Raw genomic sequence first — 17,791 nt, forward strand, 5'->3', positions numbered from 1 at the left:
TTGAAGCTTAGCAAGCGATTTTTCTGACTGTCAAATCGGCCTGCGAGGCATTCAGTTCTGAAGATTGTGGCCCCCGCTCCGGCCCGTTTCCGGTCCGTGTCGCGGTGACAAGGAGAAAGTTACACCCTCATGATCCGGGGGACAAATCGGGGGGTACCCAACCCGCGAACGCCCTAGAAGAGCCCCCGCTCGAAGGCCACGGCGACCGCGGCGGCCCGGTCCTTGACCCCGAGCTTCGCGTACACGTGGAGCAGGTGCGTCTTCACGGTCGCCTCGCTGATGAACAGCTTCTTCGCGGCCTCCTTGTTGGTGGACCCCCGCGCCACCAGGCCGAGCACCTCCAGCTCCCGCTGGCTCAGCTGGTCGGTGGCCGGGGCCCTGACCTGCCCGAGCAACGTCGTGGCGACCGAGGGCGACAGCACGGCCTCGCCGCGGGCGGCCGACCGGACCGCGCGGAACAGGTCGTCGCGGGGCGTGTCCTTCAGCAGGTAGCCAGTGGCCCCGGCCCTGACCGCGGGCAGCACGTCGCTCTCGGTGTCGTAGGTGGTCAGCACGAGGACGCGGGCGGGGTTGCCGCCCTCCCGCAGCCGCGTGATCGCCGTGACCCCGTCCACCCTCGGCATCCGCAGGTCCATCAGCACCACGTCGGGCCGCACCGCCTCCACCACGGTCACCGCCTCGGCCCCGTCGGCGGCCTCCCCGACCACCTCGAAGTCCGGGTCGCCGGAGAACATCCCGCGCAGCCCGTCCCTGACGACGGGGTGGTCGTCCACGACCACCACCCGGATCACGGCTCGACCCCCACCGGGATCGCCGGGACGCTGGCGGACACCGCGGTGCCTCCCCCGACCTCGGACTCCACCTCGAACGCCCCGGCCAACCGGCACACCCGCTGCCTCATGGTCAGCAACCCGAACCCCTCCCCGTCCACCACGGCCGGGTCGAACCCGACCCCGTCGTCCCTCACGTCCAACGTCACCACGTCCTCCATGTACGAGAGCGTGAGGCCCACCCGTGACGCCCCGGCGTGCTTGGCGACGTTCGCCAGCGCCTCCTGGGCGGTGCGCAGCAGCGCCACCTCCACCTCGGGGTGCATGGGGCGCGCGGTGCCGGTGGTGGTCACCTCGACGGCGACCCCGGACGCGGCGCCCCACCCGCCCACGACCTCGGCCAGCGCCTCGGGCAGCGCCGAGTCCACCAGCTGCGCCGGGCGCAGGGCGTGCACGGAGCGGCGGGCCTCGGTGAGGTTCTCGCGCGCCAGCCGGACGGAGGTGGCCACGCGGTCCCGCCACTCGCCGGTCTGCTCGGCGGCCTCCAGTTGCGTGATGATGCCGGTGAACCCCTGGGCCAGGGTGTCGTGGATCTCCCGCGCCATCCGCTGCCGCTCGTCGAGCACCCCGGCCTCGCGGGCCTGGATCAGCAGCTGGGCGTGCAGCCCGGCGTTCTCCTCCATCGTGGCGGCGAGCTGGGACACCATCTCCTTGCGCTTGCGGCTCTGCTCGGTGGTCACGTGCCCGACGAAGGTGAACGTGCACGCGATGGTCACGAACAGCGCGAGGAACATGAGGAAGGCGATGAACTCGGGGCCGGACGGGATGCCGCCGAAGAGCGACACCGTGGCCAGCACGGCGGTGGCCGCGACGGCGGCGAACATCCACTTCACCCGCAGCACCTCGCTGGCGTACACGTAGAGCGCGAACGACACCGAGCCGAACCACGTCTCGCGCACGCCGAGCACGCCGTAGAGGACCAGCAGGCCGACGATGAACACGGCCATCAGGTCCTGCCGCGACCGCCACGCGGGATGCGCGCTGAACCAGAAGAACATCCACGCGTACAAGACCGCCACGATCGCGAGGCTGATCAGCTTGGCGCCGGTGTCGTGGGGTGACAGCAGGAGGTACAGGGTGGTCGTCACCGTGAGCACGAAGTACGGGATGACGTGGCCGACGCGTTCCAGCCTGGTCTCCCACGTGTCCAGGGTGGACTCGGCCATCCTCACTCCCAACGGAAGGTCCTGGCCGCGACGGTACCCGCGAGCAGCGCGATCACGGCCATGACCGCCAGGTGCGGCGGTGACGGCGCGGTGCCGACCCACGAGTCCTGGAGCGCGGCCACGCCGGGGGGCAGGTACTGGCCGACGGTGTTGACCGCGTCCGGCAGCAGGAAGCGCGGGAGGTACGCGCCGCCGAAGAACATGACGAGCATGAAGGCCACCGTCGCCCAGCCCGCCGCGGCCTTGGCCGTCGACGCGAGCGCGGCGATGACCAGCCCGAACGAGAACAGCGACGCGGCTCCGAGGAGCACGGTCAGCGTGAAGCCGACGAGGTGGTGCGGCAGGCCGATGTCGAACACCAGCCTGCCGACCGCGACCACCAGGAGCACGGCGACGACGGCGGCGATGAGGTTGACCAGCAGTTGTGCGGCCAGGAGCTTGCCGGGGTGCAGCGGTGTGGTGCTCAGCCTGCGGAGCACACCGCGTTCGCGGTAGGTGGCGACGGTGGTGGGGACGCGCTGGAGGCCGAGGAAGGCCAGCGTGATCACGACCAGGGTGCCCGCGTACCCGTCGATGAACCGGGTCCCGCCGAACATCGGGTCGGGGGTGCGCAGCGCCGGGATCGCGCCCAGCACCAGCAGCAGCACGGTCGGGAACAGGATCGCGAAGATGACCGAGGCGCCTTCGCGGAGGAACAGCTTCGCTTCTACCCGAACGAGTTTGAGCACGACTCCCCCGTCACTTCTTCGGCTTGGTGAGCGAGACGAACGCGTCGTCCAGGCTGGCTTGGTCGACGCGCAGCTCGGCGGCGACGACCTGGTTGCGGGCCAGCACCGAGGTGACGGCGTGCAGCAGGTTCCCCCGACCGGTGATGACGAACCGCCCGCCGTGCAGGCGGACGTCCGTCACCTCGTCGAGTTCGCGGAACAGCGCCTCGTCCACCGGGCGGGACGGCCGGAACCGCACCCGCTGCTCGCTGTCCACCCGTGACACCAGCCCGGCGGGCGTGTCGATCGCGACGACCCTGCCCGCGTCGATCACGGCCAGCCGGTCGCAGAGGCGTTCGGCCTCCTCCATGAAGTGGGTGACCAGCAGGACCGTGACGCCGGAGTCGCGGATGCCCTCGATGAGGTCCCAGGTGTCCCGCCGCGCCTGCGGGTCGAGGCCCGTGGTCAGCTCGTCCAGCACCGCGATCCGCGGGCGACCGACCAGGGCCAGCGCCACCGAGAGGCGCTGCTTCTGCCCGCCGGACAGCGTGCCGAACTCGGCGTCGCGCCGGTCCTCCAGGCCGAGCCGGACCACCAGCTCCCGCCAGTCGGCGGGGTCGGGGTAGAAGGAGCTGTACAGGTCGAGGGCTTCCCGGACCTTGATCCGCTCGGGCAGCTGGCTCTCCTGGAGCTGGACGCCCATCCGCTGCCGGAGTTCGGTCCGGTCCCGACGCGGGTCGAGACCGTCGACCCGGATCGTGCCGCGATCGGGGACCCGCAGGCCCTCGACGCACTCGACCGTCGTCGTCTTGCCCGCCCCGTTGGGCCCGAGGATCCCGAAGATCTCGCCCTCGTCCACGGTGAACGACACCTCGTCCACCGCCACCGTCGGCCCGTACCGCTTGCCGAGGTCCACCACCTCGATGATCGCCATGCCTTGAGGTTGCTCTGCTCGCGCCCCCGGCGAATCGACCGGCGGGCCACACCGGCGGTCAACCGATCGGTTGATGGGTCTCCGGGGCATCCCCTGACCGGGTCCGGGTGAGCACCCAGCCGAACAGGGCGGCGACCGGGAACATGACGACGCCGTAGACGGCCGCCGGGACGGCGATGTCGGTGCTGTCGAGGACGCTGATGGCGATCGTGATGGCGAGGGTGCTGTTGTGCACGCCGATCTCGAACGCGCTGGCGATGGCCTGCCGGTGGCCGATCCCGAACAGGCGCGGGGCGAAGTACCCGAGGGACAGGCTGATCACGCAGAACACCAGGGCGATCAGGCCCGTGGCCGCGAGGTAGGTGCTGAGGTTCTCCCGTTCGGACACGACGGTCGCGACGATGACGGAGGCCAGGACGACCACGGAGAAGATCCGGACGGGGCGGTCCATGCGGTCGGCGAACCCCGGTGACCGGCGGCGCACCAGCATTCCCAGCACCACCGGGATCAGCACGATGGCGAACACCTGGAGGACCTTGTCGAACTGGAGGTCCAGGCCTTCGCCGCGCGGGGCGAAGTGGTCGATGGCGAGGTTGGTGACCAGGGGGAGGGTGACCACGGCCAGGATCGAGTTGACGGCGGTGAGGGTGATGTTGAGGGCCACGTCGCCGCGGAAGACGTGGCTGAAGAGGTTGGCCGTGGTGCCGCCGGGTGACGCGGCCAGGAGCATCATGCCGACGGCCAGGAGGGGTGGGAGGTCGAAGAGGAGGACCAGGCCGAAGCAGACGGCCGGGAGGAGGGCCAACTGGCAGACGAGGGCGATGACGACGGCGCCGGGGTGGTTCTTCACCCGGATGAAGTCGGCGGTGGTGAGGGAGAGGCCCAGGCCGAACATGACCACTGCCAGGGCTACGGGGAGGAGCACGGAACCGAGCACCGAGTTCATGGTCGACTCGCAGTTCTGCCGGGTGGGTACGGGGTGGTGACAGTCGCAAGCGGGGTGGCGCTGGTCAACCGTTATGTCTGATTTGAGATCAGGGTGGGACGGGGTTGGGTCCGGTTGCGGGTCGGTTCGGTCTCCGGGGGTGGCTGCCGGTTCGGGCGTGGTCACCGGGTGGCTGCCGGTTCCAGCGTGCTGTTGCCGGTCAGGTTGGGTTTGGTGGTGCCTGCTTTGCCTGCTGCTGGTGCTGGTGTTGCGGTAGTACGCCGTGCAGTACCTGGTTGAGGAGGGTGGTGATCACGTGTTCGTTGTGCGCTGGTCGTCCTGGTGCGACGGTGCGGGAGGCTGCCTCCACCATGCCGTGCACCAGGAGGGCCTGTAGTTCCGGGCTTTCCACTCCCGCTTTTCGCAGGACTTCCACCAGTGGGGTTAGCAGGCGCTCGTGTTCCGCGCGGATTTGTTCTCTGCTGTTGTCCGGCAGTGCGTGGGCCGAGAGGGCCACTACCGCGCTGTGGCGACCGTCGGTGATGATTTCCAGTTCCGTGCGGAGGTAGGCCTCGATCTTGGCCGCTGTGCCGTGTGCGGCGGCTACCGCGCGGTCCAGGTGGCGGGCCCATTCCGGTAGTTCGTCGGTGACGATGGCCGCCACCAGTTCTTCTCGCGACTTGAAGTACTCGTAGAGGCTGGGGCGGGAGAGGCCTACCCGTCTGGCCAGCGCGGCGAGCGTGAGGGCGTCCGGGCCTGCTTCCGCCACCAGGTCGCGGCCTGCGTCCAGGAGGGCGCGCAAGCGGTTGGCGCGGTGTTCCGCGACCGTGTCCGCGCTGATCCTTGGCACGGAACGAATGGTATCCCTCTTGTTTTCCCTACGCCGCGTTGGGATAGTTGCCTACGTAGCGTCGGGAACTTGGAGGTGCGGCATGTTCATCGCCACCAACCGCTTGTTCGTCCCCGTGGAGCGCGCGGAGGAGTTCGAGGAGAGGTTCCGGGCCAACATGCGGACCTACCTGCCCGGTGTGCCGGGGTTGCGGCGGAGCACGTTGTTGCGGCCCACGACGCCGGAGCAGCCCTACGTGTCGCTGAACGAGTTCGACAGCGAGGCCGATTTCCGGGCCTGGGTGGCGTCGGACTCGTTCCGGGAGGCGCACGCGCGCAACAAGGGCATCGCGCGGCACGTGACCGGCAACGCGGTGGAGACGTTCGAGCACTCGGAGGACCTGGTGCTCAAGGCCTCCTAGGGGAGGTCGAGGTTCTGAAGCCTGGTGATCTCGTCGGTCTGCGTGGCGATCACGTCGGACGCCATCTCCTCGACGCGGACGTCGACGCCGTCCGCGAGCACCTCCTGGGCCATGCGCAGGGCGCCCTTGTGGTGCTCGATCATCAGGCGCGCGAACAGCCTGTCGAACTCGGGACCGGTCGACGCGGCCAGCGCGGCCATGTCGGCGGCGCTCGCCGTGCCGGGCATGGTGGCGTGGTCGACGTGGGGCAGCGCGGTGGAGTGGCCGTGCCGCTCGGCGTCCACGGCGAACTGCTTCTGCCACTGCTCCATGGCGCCGATCTCGGGGCCCTGGGTGTCGTGGATGCGGGAGGCGAGGCCGCGCACCGTCTCGTTCGACGCCCGTTCCGGAGCCAGCGCCGTCATCTCCAGCGCCTGCCGGTGGTGGCCGATCATGCTCACGACGTAGGTCAGGTCGCGCTCGTTCGGGGCGACGAGGCGGTCGGTGCCGAGGTCGTCCGGCGAGATCGTCTTCGCCTGCTCGCCCGGCGCACCAGGCGCGATGATGGGCGTGGCGTCGTCGGAGGGCGTGGAGGTGCACCCCGCGAGCACCAGTGCGACCGCCAGCAACCCGACCCTCATCCGCATGCGCCCTCCCTCGTCCCGCCCCCAACCTACCGACCATCCCAGTCCGCGGAAACTTGCCATACCCGCCGATCGGACGTGGTCTTTAGCGGTGCGAACAGGTGATACTGACCCCCCTGCTTCAGGTTGAGAAGGGGAGACCTGTGTTCACAGCATCCGTATCGGCCGGACGACGCCGGGCGTCGCTCGCGGCCGCGGGGGCATTCGCGCTGGCGGTGTCCTCCTTGGCGTTCGGTCCCCAAGCGCTGGCCCAACCGGACCAGGACAACGTGGACGGCCTGTCCGAGACTCAGCTCTCGGCTCCCGCGAACCCGGCCGCGGGCATCCCCGCCGTCGACGAGATCGTGCGCAGCCGCAACGTCAAGCACGTGGCGAACCTGCCCAAGGGCACGCCGTTCACGTCGTCGACCTACACGGACCTGGCGTTCCAGGACAACCACGCGTTCGTCGGCAACTACAACGGCTTCACGATCTACGACATCCGCAACCCTCAGAAGCCGAAGGTCGTCAGCGAGGTCCTCTGCCCCGGTTCGCAGAACGACATCTCGGTCCAGGGCGACCTGCTGTTCCTGTCGACCGACTCGTCGCGCTCGGACAACTCGTGCAGCAGCGTGTCCCAGTCCGCCACGAACAAGGACTCGTGGGAGGGCGTCAAGGTCTTCGACATCAGCGACAAGCGCAACCCGAAGTACGTCGCCGCCGTCGAGACCGCGTGCGGCTCGCACACCCACACGCTGGTGCCGGACAAGAAGGGCCGCAACGCCTACCTGTACGTCTCGTCGTACGCCCCCAACGCGACGTTCCCGGACTGCCAGCCGCCCCACGACAAGATCTCCATCGTGAAGGTGCCGCTGAAGGACCCGGCGAAGGCCTCCCTGCTGTCCGCCCCGCTCATCTTCCCGGACGGCGGCAACCCCGGCCGCTCCGGCACGGTCGCGGACGGCTACGTCTCGGCCACCAGCGGCTGCCACGACATCACGGTCTACCCGTCGAAGGACCTCGCCGCCGGTGCCTGCATGGGTGACGGCGTGCTGTTCGACATCTCCGACCGCGAGAAGCCCCGCGTGATCACGACGGTCCAGGACAACGTGAACTTCGCGTTCTGGCACTCGGCGACCTTCAACAACGAGGGCACCAAGGTGATCTTCACCGACGAGCTCGGTGGTGGCGGCGCGGCGACGTGCAACGAGGCGATCGGCCAGAAGCGCGGCGCGAACGGCATCTACGACGTCAAGGGTCGTGGCGACAACCGCACGCTGGAGTTCAAGAGCTACTACAAGATCCCGCGCATGCAGGGCGACACCGAGAACTGCGTGGCCCACAACGGTTCGCTGATCCCGGTCCAGGGCCGCGACATCATGGTGCAGTCCTGGTACCAGGGCGGCGTGTCGATCTGGGACTTCACCGACTCCTCGAAGCCGAAGGAGATCGGCTTCTTCGAGCGCGGCCCGCTGCCCAACGGTTCGGGCGGCGGCAGCTGGTCGGCGTACTACTACAACGGGTTCATCTACTCGTCGGACATGGCGAAGGGCCTCGACGTCCTGGACGTCCGGGACCCGCGGACCTTCTCCGCGAAGTTCGTCCGGATCGGCCAGCTCAACGTGCAGACCCAGGGTTCCTACCGCGAGTGGTGACCTGAGACCGCGATGACCTGCTCGGGGCCCGTGTCCACGTCGGACGCGGGCCCCGAGTCGTACCGCGGGGCGGTGGCGGCACGGGTGGGCTTCCCGAACGGTGGTTCCGGCTCGGGCGTGGCGGCGGTCCGGGCCGACCTCGTCCACCGCGGCGTGGTCCACGACCTGGAGGTGGGCACCAGGCGCGCCGAGTCGATGGCCGCCCGCCAGGGCCGACTACTCGCCCAGCTCCTCGAACAGCGTGAGCTGGAGGCCCGCCGGGGCGGAGAGGCGGGAGTTGAGGGAGTTCCACGGCGTTCGGGTGGGTTCGGCGATGAGCGTCGCGCCGCCGTCGACCAGGTCGCCGGTCGCCACGGTGACGTCGTCCACCTGGAACGCGACCCGCACGTGCCCGGCGACCCGCTCCCCCACCTCGACGTCGTCGATGTACGCCGCGTGCGGCGGGTCGGCGATCTCCAGGGTCGCGCGGCCCGCCTCCAGGATCGTGACGCGCCCGCCGGGTGAGCTGAACGCGGCCCGCTGCGGCAGCCCCAGCACGTCCCGGTAGAACGCCAGCGCCTCCTCGTAGTCGGTCGCGGTCACCACGAGCCTCAGTTCACGCACCACGCCGCTGTCCCCGTTCGCTCGTCACGACCACGGTCACCAGTACGGCGACGAGGACCGCGGTGACGTGGATCGGCGCGGGCCCGAAGGAGGCGGCGAGCACGAGGGCCGCGCCGACCGGGAAGGCCCACTTCGCGGTGCCGCGGGAGGTCTCGAAGACCTGGAGGAACCACACCACGAGCAGGTAGACGGCGACGGGCACGGTGGTCGTCATGGCCGCCGCGTGCGAGGACAGGTGGGTGACGTGGGTGTCGTGGTCGACCGACACCTCCAGCCCCGCCCCGACGGCCGCCGCGGAGGCGAAGACGAGGTAGTGGCCGTAGCCCCAGGTCAGCGACTTGCGCAGCGAGGTCAGCAGGTCCTCGGCCGGGTGGTCGAAGTACAGCCACCACAGGCCGAACACGATGACGAGCCCGGCGAACGCCAGCGACACCAGCGCGGGCACGTCGGTGCCCGCGTCCAGGCCCGCGCGGATCGCGTTGCTGGCGGCCAGGATCGACTCGCCGAGCACGATGAGGGTGAACAGGCCGTAGCGCTCGACGATGTGGCCGACGTGGAAGGTGGTACCGGCGGCGCGTTCGGCGATAGCGGGCACCAGCATCTCGCAGACGGCGAGCACGACGAACGCCGCGGGCAGCAGGCCGTCGGGCAGGAACAGGCGCCCGACCCAGCCGAGCTGGACGACCGTGATGCCGATGGCGTAGCGGGTCGCGGTCGCGCGGCGCTCGGGGTCGCCGTGCCGGGCGCGCAGCCACTGGCCCACCATCGCCAGGCGCATGACGACGTAGCCGATCGTGACGACGGTGAAGTCGCCGTCCTCGAACGCCCCCGGCACACCCGCGGCCAGCACGAGCACGCCGGTGATCTGCACCAGCGTCGTCACCCGGTACACGACGTCGTCCGTGTCGTAGGACGACGCGAACCAGGTGAAGTTCAGCCAGGCCCACCAGATCGCGAAGAACACCGCGAGGTAGCCGACGAGACCGTGGCCGATGTGGTTCTCGGTCAGCGAGTGGTGCAGCATCGCCGCCGCCGACGCCACCGCGACCACGAAGCTGAGGTCGAAGAGCAGTTCGAGCGGAGTGGCGGCGCGATGCGCCTCATCAGGCCGACGAGCGGCCATCCGCCGGTAGGGCACGGTCATGGGTGGATCATGCATCACCGCTCCCCCGGCCACCACGCGAGGCCGTGGCCGTAGGTCGGTTCCCACTTCTCCCGAGTTGGGCGGGGAGTTCGTCCCGGCCCAACTCGGGAGGAACCGGGGGCCGACGTGCCGACTCAGGGCGGCCGGGCCGGAGTCCGCGGAGCGGCGGCCGTTCTACACGGCCACCACCATGAACCTCGACGCGGTGAGGTCCAGCGCCACGGCGGTGCCGGGCGGGTAGGCCGCGGCGATGTTCGACGGCTGGTCGACGCGGATGGTCTGCTCGTCCCCGTCGAGCCGGATCACCAGGCGGGTGACCGGCCCGAGGAAGCTCTGGGTGAGCACGCTGCCCAGCAGGGCACCGTTCGACTCGCCCCCGTGCTCGACGATCCCGATGTCCTCGGGGCGGACGATGACCTTGACGTCGCTGCCGTCGGACAGGTGGGCCGCGGCGTCGGTCGGGAGCGTGAACGCGCCCAGCCGCACCGCGCCGGACTCCGACTTGCCCAGCACGGTGTTCGTCACGCCGACGAACTGCGCGACGAACGCGGACGCGGGCTCCCGGTAGACGACCGCGGGCGTGTCGAGCTGTTCCAGCCTGCCCTGGGACATCACGCCGACCCGGTCGGAGACGGCGAGCGCCTCCTCCTGGTCGTGCGTCACGAACAGGGTGGTCATGCCGAGTTCCGTCTGGATGCGGCGGATCTCGTCGCGGAGCTGGACGCGCACCTTCGCGTCCAGCGCCGACAGCGGCTCGTCCAGGAGCAGCACGCGCGGCTGGATCGCCAGCGCGCGGGCCAGCGCCACGCGCTGCTGCTGGCCGCCGGACATCTGGTGCGGGTACCGGCCGCCGAACTCGCCGAGACCGACCAGTTGCAGCAGCTCGTCGACGCGCTTGGCCCGCCGGCCCGCCCCGGCCTTGCGGAGCCGGAGGCCGAACTCGATGTTCTGCGCCGCCGTCATGTTCGGGAACAGGCTGTAGGCCTGGAACACCATGCCCATGTCCCGGCGGTTCGCCGGGACGGACGTGATGTCCTTGCCCGCCACCACGACGTGCCCCTTGTCGGCCGTCTCGAACCCGGCCACGATGCGCAGCGCGGTCGTCTTGCCGCACCCGCTGGGGCCGAGCAGGCTGACCAGTTCGCCCTCGGACAGGTCGAGGTCGAGCCCGTCGAGCGCGGGCGAACCCCCGAAGGACTTCCGGAGGCCCTTGAGCTCTAGGTAACCCATGAAACCCGGTCTTTCTCTAGTCCTCGACGACGGTGACCCGACGCCGTTGACCGACGTAGGAGAGCAGGAACAGCAGCACGAACGCGAACACCAGGCAGGCCAGCGACACGGCGATCGACAGACCCGCGTTGCGCTTGCCGATCAGGTTGACCTGGACCTGGAGGGTCTCGAAGTTCAGCAGCGAGGCGATGGTGAACTCGCCGAGCACCAGTGCCACGGACAGCAGCGACGCGCCGATGAGCGCGGTGCGGATGTTCGGCACGACGATCCGCCACAGCACCGTGCCCCAGGACGCGCCGAGGCTGCGCGCGGCCTCCGCGAGGGTCTTGAGGTCGATCGACGCGAGGCCCGCGTCGATGGCGCGGTAGGCGAACGGCAGCACCAGCACCGCGTACACGAAGGTGAGCGTCAGCGGCGAGTCGCCGAGGAAGTAGTTCACCCACGCGTAGAGCGGTGCCATGCCGACCACCAGCACGATCGCCGGGATCGTCAGCGGCAGCAGGCACAGGAACTCGACCACGCGGCGCAGCTTCGGCAGCCGCAGCCGGATCCACGCCATCGTCGGGACGAGCAGCACGAGCATCAGCACGGAGCTGAGCACGGCGAGTTCGACCGACGTGATGATGGAGTCGACCAGGTCGGGGTCTTCGAAGATGCCGGTCCACGAGTCCAGGCTGCGGGTGTCGTTGACGCCCCGCGTGGAGAACTCCCCCATCGCCACGAGCGGCAGGACGAAGTAGAACCCCAGCACGACGAGCACGAGGACCCGCAGGACGGTGCCCGCGACCTTCCTCGGGGATTTCGCGGTCACTGCCACTTCGACACCCTCCGCTGGATCAGCGCGTAAAGGCCCATCGCGACGCCGACCACGATCACCATGCCGAGCCCGAGCGCCTTCCCCAGGTTCTCCTGGCCCAGCAGGACCTCGCCGGTCAGGAAGCCGCGGATCTGGAGCGGGACGATCGGGCTGCCCTGCGACACCAGCGCGGCGGCCGTGGCGTACGCGGAGAACGCGTTCGCGAACAGCAGCAGCAGTGCGCCGAGGAACGGCGAGAACAGGATCGGGCCGCCCACGTAGCGCCAGTAGGTCCACGTGCTGCCGCCGAGGCTCTCCGAGGCCTCCCTCCACTGGGGACGGAGGCCGTCCAGCGCGGGGAGGAACACGATGACCATCAGCGGGATCTGGAAGAACGTGTACACGAGCGTCAGGCCGGGCAGTTCGAAGATCCACGCGCTGCCGGAGAACAGGTTGACGCCGAACGAGTCCTGGAGGAACCGGGTGACGAAGCCCTGGAAGCCGACGGTCGCGAGGAACGCGAACGCCAGCGGCACGCCGCCGAACTGGGCGAGCACGCCCGCGGCGGCCACGACGACCCGCCGCAGCAGGCCGTCGGTCTTGCCGCTCGCGACGGCCCACGACAGCAGCGCGCCGAAGATCGCGCCCAGCAGCGCGGTGAGCGCCGACAGCTCGATGCTGCGCCAGAACGCCTGGAGGTAGACGCCCTTCATCAGATCGGTCAGGTTGGCCAGGGTGAAGGCACCGTTCGAGTCCTGGAACGCGCCTGCCAGCACGAGGACGGTCGGGTACACCAGGAACACGCCGACGTACGCCAGGAACGGCACGACGACGAGCCACGCCAGGACGTTGCCCCTGGTCGGCCCCCGGCCGGGGGCGGCGGCTTCCGCCGAGCCTCCCCCGGCCGAGGTGGTGACGGGTGCGACCAAGGGTCAGCCCACCGCCTGCGCCCACGTGGCGGTCAGGACCTGCTTGGCCTTGTCGGCCTGCTCCTGGGTCTGGAACACCTGCTCGCCCTCGGTCTTGGGCAGCTTGGCGGCCGCGGCGGAGTCGGCCTTGCCCGACTTCGTCATGGCCTCCAGGCGGACCGGGCGCGACAGGCCCTGGAGGTAGATGTTCTGGCCCTCGTCGGAGTACAGGAACTCCTGCCACAGGCGCGCGGCGGCCGGGTGCGGGGCGTCGACGTTGATGGCCTGGTTGTAGTAGGCGCCGATCTGCGCGCCGGTCGGGACGACGGTCTTCCAGTCGACCTTGCCCGCGAGCTTCGCGGTCTGCGCGGCGTTCGTGTAGTCCCAGTCGATGACGACGGGCGTCTGGCCGGACTCGATCGTCGCGGGCGACGGGTCGACCGGCAGGAAGTTGCCCGCGGCCTTGAGCTTCTTGAAGAACTCCACGCCGGGCGCGATGTCGTCGGCGGAGCCTCCGCTGCCCAGGGCCGCCATCATGACGCCGGAGAACGCGGCGCCCGCCTGCGTCGGGTCGCCGTTCAGCGCGACCTTGCCCGCGTACTCGGGTTTGAGCAGGTCCTCGACCTTGGTCGGCGCGGGCACCTTGCCCGCGTCGTAGCCGATCGACATGAAGCCGCCGTAGTCGCCGTAGTACAGGCCCTCGCCGTCCTTCAGCTCGGCCGGGATCTCCTCCCACGTGGCCACCTTGTACGGCGCGAACATGGTCTTGTTCGCCACGGCCACGTTCAGCCCGAGGTCGAACACGTCCGGCGCGCGGTCACCGCCCTTGAGCTGCTGGGCGGCCTTGATCTCGTCGGCGCTGGAGCCGTCCGGCTGCGCCGAGTCGATCTTGATGCCGTACTTCTCCTCGAACGTCTTGAGCATCACGCCGTAGTTCGCCCAGTCCGGGGGCAGCGCGATGACGTTCAGCGTGCCCTCCTTCTTGGCCGCCTCCACGAGCTTGTCCAGTCCGCCGAAGTCGGCGGCGGACTTGGCCGTCGCCGCGGCGGTGCCGCTCGACGAGCTTTCCTTGGCGGGCGGTGCCCCGCAGGCGGCGAGCGCGATGGCCAACGCTCCGACGCCGAGCAAGCGCAGAACTGGGGTGGGAGTCAACGAATCGAACCTTCCTCGTCGGGAGTGCCCGCGTGCGGTGCTCGCCCGCGAGTCCGATACCCCGAAACGTGTCAGTTGGCGCGAGGATTGGTCACATTGAGCAGCCTTGTCAAGCTCGCCGCGCGTACTGATACCAATTCGAATGACAAGGCGAATTCCTCGTGGTGACCACGTGTACCAAGGGTTAACCCGACGACGTTATGCCGCAGGCCGAAGTGCGCGCCGAACCGCCCCTGTGCAGGCCCGTTGGCCCGCATCGGCGCCGGGGACCGCACTTTCGCACCGCGATCCACCGTGCGTTCGGGAGACCGAACGACGCCTCGAACGGCCCTGGCGGGCGGACCGGGGCGGCGACCGAAACGACCCAATGTCGCACCGGTGCGTGGAATTGGGCCGAACATCCGGCCGGAGGGGGAATTCGGCGAGCATTTACGGGCGATTCCTGGACCGTTCCAGGGCCGTTCGCGAAACGCGGCACCGAAACCGCGCCCCCCTCGGCGGCCCCGCCGGGCCATAGGTAGGCGTACTATATGTCGCACGCCTACCTATGGAGGTCCCCGTGGCACAGCGGAAGCTGCTCGTGTGGCTGCACGTCCTCAGCTCGGTCGGGTGGATGAGCCAGGCGCTCGCCCTGTTCGCGTTGACCACCTACGCGCTCGAGACGAACGGGACATCCCGGACGGGCGCGTTCGAAGTGGCCAAGGTGATCGACACGGACGTGCTCCGCTTCATGGCGACGACATCCGCGTTCACCGGATTCATGCTCGCGGCGCTGACCCCCTGGGGCTATTTCCGACACTGGTGGGTTCTGTTCAAATTCGTGATCACCCTGACCCAGCTCTACGCGGGCATCTTCGTCCTGAGCCCCAACCTCGACCTGGGCGAGAACGGGAATCCGACCCTGACGCGCGTCGGATCGCTGCTGATGGCGAGCGCGCTGGCGGTGCAGGCGTGGCTGTCCGTCGCCAAGCCCGGCAAGCGCACACCATGGACCCCACCAGGCAAGTTCCCGGCCGCACCCGGATGGGTGACAGGCATCTGCGTGACGATTCCACTGGTCGACCACCTCCTCTTCCGGGGCATACCGGCACTGTCACTCCTGGTCGTCACCGCCTACCCCGTGTGGCGCCGCTGGAAAGTCACACCTCGGCAATCGGCTTCCTCCACTAGGCCACGTAGGCTCAGAGAGGAAAACGACTTGACCCACCACCAGAACTGAGAACGGGGTGATCGGTGTGACGGTTGGCGATAGCCACCGCCGCGATACGGATCTGCTGCGCGAGCTGGAACCGATCGTGGAGGTCAACCTCGACCGCCACTTGTCGATCGCCAAGGAGTGGATGCCGCACGACTACGTCCCGTGGAGCGAGGGCCGCGACTTCGCGTTCCTCGGGGGCGAGGACTGGCACCCGGAGGACTCCCGGCTCGACCCCACCGCCAAGACGGCGATGATCATCAACCTCCTGACCGAGGACAACCTGCCCTCCTACCACCGCGTCATCTCGTCGTCGTTCGGCAAGGACGGCGCCTGGGCGACCTGGATGCACCGCTGGACCGCGGAGGAGGCCCGGCACGGCATCGCGCTGCGCGACTACCTGGTCGTCACCCGCGGCGTCGACCCCGTCGAGCTCGAGCGCAAGCGCATGGAACACATGTCGGTCGGCTTCGAGGGCCAGACCGAGTCCGCGATCCGCAACATCGTGTACGTGTCGTTCCAGGAGCTCGCGACCCGCATCTCCCACCGCAACACGGGCCGCGCGACCAACTGCCCGCTGGCCGACCAGCTCCTCGCCCGCATCGCCACGGACGAGAACCTGCACATGGTCTTCTACCGCAACCTGGTCACCGCCGCGTTCGAGGTCCAGCCGGACCACACCATGCAGGCGGTCCGCGACGAGGTCATCAACTTCCAGATGCCCGGTGCCGGGATCTCGGACTTCCTCCGCAGCTCGGCCACCATCGCCAACGCGGGCATCTACGACCTCCGCCTCCACCACGACGAGGTCATCATGCCCATCCTCCGCTTCTGGAAGGTGTTCGAACGCACCAACCTCGGCGGCGAGGGCGAGAAGGCCCGCGACGAACTGGCCGAGTTCCTGACCGTGCTCAACGGCAAGGCGAACAAGTTCGTCGAAATGCGCGAACGCCGCCGCGCCCGTGCCGCGAAGGCCGCCGAGTAACCGATTCGGTGAGCAGCCCTGGCCGTGGGTACGCACGGCCAGGCACCGGCATTGACTTATATAAGCGGAGGATGGACAGTCGCCCTGTGCACGCGTTCGACGTCCTGGGCGACCCCGTCCGCCGCCGCATCCTGGAACTGCTCGCCACCGGCGAGCAGACCTCCGGCGCCGTCGTCGCCGTCATCCAGCAGGAGTTCGGCATCTCCCAGCCCGCCGTCTCCCAGCACCTGCGGGTGCTCCGCGAGAACGGCTTCGCCACCGTCCGCGCCGAGGGCACGCGACGGCTCTACACCGTCGACGCCGAGCCGCTGCGGGAGGTCGACGTGTGGCTGGACCACTTCCGGCGGTTCTGGGGGCAGCGGTTGGACGCGCTCGGGACGGAGCTGGCGCGGGGGAAGCGGGAGCGACGGCTCCGTGAGGAAGCCGTGGGGGACGGGGAGCGGTAGGGCCGGTCATCTGGGCCTCCTGCGGGGGTCCGGTGTCGTGGTGGTTAGCCGGTGTCGTAGTGGGGCGGCTGGTTTCGGCAGGGCCGCCGTGACTGGATCGCACGCCGGGTCGGCCGGGCAGGGTTTGAGGGCTCGGGTCCGGCATGACTGACGCCCCCGGTCGCACGCATGATCCGGGAGTGGTGTCCGTCGGACCTGGTGGCATCGTCGGACCGCTGAACAGGGACACGGCCACCAACGGGCAGGTCTCGTCGTAGCGTGGGTGCCGGCCGTCGACGCCCACCGCGATGAACGAACGGCATAACGGCTGACCGGCGATGATGGCGTGTTCCTCGGCCTGGACGTCGGCAAGGTCGAACACCACGCCGCAGGCTTGGACCCCATTGGGAAACGGCCGCACGACGAGCCACGCTGAGAGCATTGTTCGACATACTCGCCGCGCACGGGCCACTACTGGTGGTGGTGACCGGTCGCCCGCGCGGCCGGTCACCGGGTGGCCTACCTGCCCGGCCAGGCCGTGCGCCGACTTCTACTCCGGTCAGGCCAAAATCGACGCCCGCAACCGTTCGTCATCGCCGAGATCCTTGATGCACACCCTCTTGCCAGGGTCCTGCTGGAGATCGGCAACGCCTCCGAATTCGCCTCATCCGGACACCTGGCCGCCTACGTCGGAATCGCCCCGGTCACCCGCAGCACCAGCACCCCGCTCGGACCGGCAACCGCAAGCTGAAACGTGTGTTCTTCCTGGGCGCGGTCGCCGCTCTGATCTGCCTGGCATGACGCTGCTGCGGCTTGACAGCTACCACGGGTTGTGCGGCGTGAGTCACGTGTAGCCGGTGGTGGAGCCAGGCATTTCTCGTTGTCGATCGGACACATCCTTCCGAGGTAGGAGTGGTGTAGCAGCCGAACACAGCCAGTCGTGCGTTGAGGCTTTCGACGGCGGCGTTGGCCGCGAAGCTGCCGATCGCGTCCATGGATCGGGCCACCCCGGCGGCCTGGCAGGCGTCGGCGGACGCCAGGAGCTGTGCTGAGACCCCGTGGGCGTTGTGGAACACCGCCCTGACCAGGCCCCGCGTGCGCCGGGCGGCGGTCAGGGGCGTTTAGGACCAGTTCAGTGCGCATGTGCTCGGGGATGGCCCAGCCGACCAGGCGGCGTGAGCGCAGGTCCATCACGATCGCGAGACAGGCGAAGGTGCCGTCGGTGATCGGTAGATAGGTGATGTCGCCGATGTAGGGGGGTGATCGGCGGCTGGGGTGCTTGAA

The 17,791-nt window shown here is 69.3% G+C and carries 18 protein-coding genes and 1 pseudogene; 6 read left to right on the forward strand and 13 right to left on the reverse strand.

Annotated elements, in window-relative coordinates:
• Nucleotides 1-173 precede the first annotated feature (173 nt).
• The 6 genes from AC156L_RS02675 to AC156L_RS02700 all read right to left on the reverse strand — a co-directional run bounded on the left by AC156L_RS02675 (nucleotide 174) and on the right by AC156L_RS02700 (nucleotide 5,412).
• A complete protein-coding gene (locus tag AC156L_RS02675; RefSeq protein ID WP_330876571.1) occupies nucleotides 174-791 on the reverse strand; it encodes a response regulator transcription factor in 618 nt (205 codons plus the stop codon).
• Nucleotides 788-1,996, reverse strand: a complete 1,209-nt coding sequence (locus AC156L_RS02680) for a sensor histidine kinase (protein ID WP_330876570.1) — start codon at nucleotides 1,994-1,996, stop codon at nucleotides 788-790. Before AC156L_RS02680 ends, AC156L_RS02675 begins: the two co-directional genes overlap by 4 nt.
• A gap of 2 nt (nucleotides 1,997-1,998) precedes the next feature.
• Nucleotides 1,999-2,724, reverse strand: a complete 726-nt coding sequence (locus AC156L_RS02685) for an ABC transporter permease (RefSeq protein ID WP_330876569.1) — start codon at nucleotides 2,722-2,724, stop codon at nucleotides 1,999-2,001.
• Between the two features lie 10 nt (nucleotides 2,725-2,734).
• Nucleotides 2,735-3,637, reverse strand: coding sequence for an ABC transporter ATP-binding protein (locus AC156L_RS02690; RefSeq protein WP_330876568.1), 903 nt, complete (start codon nucleotides 3,635-3,637; stop codon nucleotides 2,735-2,737).
• Nucleotides 3,638-3,695: 58 nt separating this feature from the next.
• Nucleotides 3,696-4,583, reverse strand: coding sequence for a bile acid:sodium symporter family protein (locus tag AC156L_RS02695; RefSeq protein WP_330876567.1), 888 nt, complete (start codon nucleotides 4,581-4,583; stop codon nucleotides 3,696-3,698).
• A gap of 199 nt (nucleotides 4,584-4,782) precedes the next feature.
• On the reverse strand, nucleotides 4,783-5,412 hold the full coding sequence (locus AC156L_RS02700) for a TetR/AcrR family transcriptional regulator (protein WP_330876566.1): 630 nt from the start codon (nucleotides 5,410-5,412) through the stop codon (nucleotides 4,783-4,785).
• 82 nt (nucleotides 5,413-5,494) lie between these two features.
• Here AC156L_RS02700 and AC156L_RS02705 point away from each other — a divergent pair, with 82 nt between their 5' ends.
• Nucleotides 5,495-5,812: an antibiotic biosynthesis monooxygenase family protein gene (locus AC156L_RS02705; protein ID WP_330876565.1), complete on the forward strand. Its 318-nt coding sequence runs from the start codon at nucleotides 5,495-5,497 to the stop codon at nucleotides 5,810-5,812.
• Here the strand turns inward: AC156L_RS02705 and AC156L_RS02710 are convergent.
• Nucleotides 5,809-6,438, reverse strand: coding sequence for a DUF305 domain-containing protein (locus tag AC156L_RS02710; protein ID WP_330876564.1), 630 nt, complete (start codon nucleotides 6,436-6,438; stop codon nucleotides 5,809-5,811). The two genes, AC156L_RS02705 and AC156L_RS02710, sit on opposite strands and share 4 nt — an antisense overlap.
• A gap of 212 nt (nucleotides 6,439-6,650) precedes the next feature.
• Between AC156L_RS02710 and AC156L_RS02715 the strand changes: the two genes are divergently transcribed.
• Nucleotides 6,651-8,069: an LVIVD repeat-containing protein gene (locus tag AC156L_RS02715; RefSeq protein WP_414719902.1), complete on the forward strand. Its 1,419-nt coding sequence runs from the start codon at nucleotides 6,651-6,653 to the stop codon at nucleotides 8,067-8,069.
• A gap of 216 nt (nucleotides 8,070-8,285) precedes the next feature.
• Here the strand turns inward: AC156L_RS02715 and AC156L_RS02720 are convergent, their stop codons facing one another.
• The 6 genes from AC156L_RS02720 to AC156L_RS02745 all read right to left on the reverse strand — a co-directional run bounded on the left by AC156L_RS02720 (nucleotide 8,286) and on the right by AC156L_RS02745 (nucleotide 13,878).
• Nucleotides 8,286-8,675, reverse strand: a complete 390-nt coding sequence (locus tag AC156L_RS02720; RefSeq protein WP_330876563.1) for a VOC family protein — start codon at nucleotides 8,673-8,675, stop codon at nucleotides 8,286-8,288.
• Nucleotides 8,665-9,816: a low temperature requirement protein A gene (locus tag AC156L_RS02725; protein ID WP_330876562.1), complete on the reverse strand. Its 1,152-nt coding sequence runs from the start codon at nucleotides 9,814-9,816 to the stop codon at nucleotides 8,665-8,667. Before AC156L_RS02725 ends, AC156L_RS02720 begins: the two co-directional genes overlap by 11 nt.
• A 174-nt stretch (nucleotides 9,817-9,990) precedes the next feature.
• Nucleotides 9,991-11,046 (reverse strand): ABC transporter ATP-binding protein, encoded by a 1,056-nt coding sequence (locus tag AC156L_RS02730; protein WP_330876561.1) that lies wholly within the window; start codon nucleotides 11,044-11,046, stop codon nucleotides 9,991-9,993.
• Nucleotides 11,047-11,062: 16 nt separating this feature from the next.
• Nucleotides 11,063-11,857 (reverse strand): ABC transporter permease, encoded by a 795-nt coding sequence (locus AC156L_RS02735; RefSeq protein WP_330876560.1) that lies wholly within the window; start codon nucleotides 11,855-11,857, stop codon nucleotides 11,063-11,065.
• Nucleotides 11,854-12,771: an ABC transporter permease gene (locus AC156L_RS02740; RefSeq protein WP_330876559.1), complete on the reverse strand. Its 918-nt coding sequence runs from the start codon at nucleotides 12,769-12,771 to the stop codon at nucleotides 11,854-11,856. Before AC156L_RS02740 ends, AC156L_RS02735 begins: the two co-directional genes overlap by 4 nt.
• Before the next feature lie 3 nt (nucleotides 12,772-12,774).
• The gene (locus AC156L_RS02745) at nucleotides 12,775-13,878 is read right to left on the reverse strand and encodes an ABC transporter substrate-binding protein (RefSeq protein WP_330876558.1); all 1,104 of its coding nucleotides are present in this window, start codon (nucleotides 13,876-13,878) and stop codon (nucleotides 12,775-12,777) included.
• A 583-nt stretch (nucleotides 13,879-14,461) separates the two neighbouring features.
• On the opposite strand from AC156L_RS02745, the gene AC156L_RS02750 reads away from it, so the two are divergent.
• From AC156L_RS02750 to AC156L_RS02765, 4 genes and pseudogenes are all read left to right on the forward strand, one after another.
• The gene (locus AC156L_RS02750) at nucleotides 14,462-15,121 is read left to right on the forward strand and encodes a hypothetical protein (RefSeq protein WP_330876557.1); all 660 of its coding nucleotides are present in this window, start codon (nucleotides 14,462-14,464) and stop codon (nucleotides 15,119-15,121) included.
• 16 nt (nucleotides 15,122-15,137) lie between these two features.
• Nucleotides 15,138-16,082, forward strand: a complete 945-nt coding sequence (locus tag AC156L_RS02755; RefSeq protein ID WP_330876556.1) for an acyl-ACP desaturase — start codon at nucleotides 15,138-15,140, stop codon at nucleotides 16,080-16,082.
• 86 nt (nucleotides 16,083-16,168) lie between these two features.
• Nucleotides 16,169-16,528, forward strand: coding sequence for an ArsR/SmtB family transcription factor (locus tag AC156L_RS02760; protein ID WP_330876572.1), 360 nt, complete (start codon nucleotides 16,169-16,171; stop codon nucleotides 16,526-16,528).
• A 544-nt stretch (nucleotides 16,529-17,072) separates the two neighbouring features.
• Nucleotides 17,073-17,293: pseudogene (locus tag AC156L_RS02765) on the forward strand (transposase); the annotation flags it as partial.
• Nucleotides 17,294-17,791: the final 498 nt, after the last annotated feature.

The organism is Umezawaea sp. (assembly GCF_057122925.1).

What these genes read in the sequence shown, in the direction of transcription:
- AC156L_RS02680 (WP_330876570.1), bottom strand. Translation starts at nt 1,996, where the DNA reads ATGGCCGAGTCCACCCTGGACACGTGGGAGACCAGGCTGGAACGCGTC.
- AC156L_RS02690 (WP_330876568.1), bottom strand. Translation starts at nt 3,637, where the DNA reads ATGGCGATCATCGAGGTGGTGGACCTCGGCAAGCGGTACGGGCCGACG.
- AC156L_RS02695 (WP_330876567.1), bottom strand. Translation starts at nt 4,583, where the DNA reads ATGAACTCGGTGCTCGGTTCCGTGCTCCTCCCCGTAGCCCTGGCAGTG.
- AC156L_RS02705 (WP_330876565.1), top strand. Translation starts at nt 5,495, where the DNA reads ATGTTCATCGCCACCAACCGCTTGTTCGTCCCCGTGGAGCGCGCGGAG.
- AC156L_RS02710 (WP_330876564.1), bottom strand. Translation starts at nt 6,438, where the DNA reads ATGCGGATGAGGGTCGGGTTGCTGGCGGTCGCACTGGTGCTCGCGGGG.
- AC156L_RS02725 (WP_330876562.1), bottom strand. Translation starts at nt 9,816, where the DNA reads ATGACCGTGCCCTACCGGCGGATGGCCGCTCGTCGGCCTGATGAGGCG.
- AC156L_RS02730 (WP_330876561.1), bottom strand. Translation starts at nt 11,046, where the DNA reads ATGGGTTACCTAGAGCTCAAGGGCCTCCGGAAGTCCTTCGGGGGTTCG.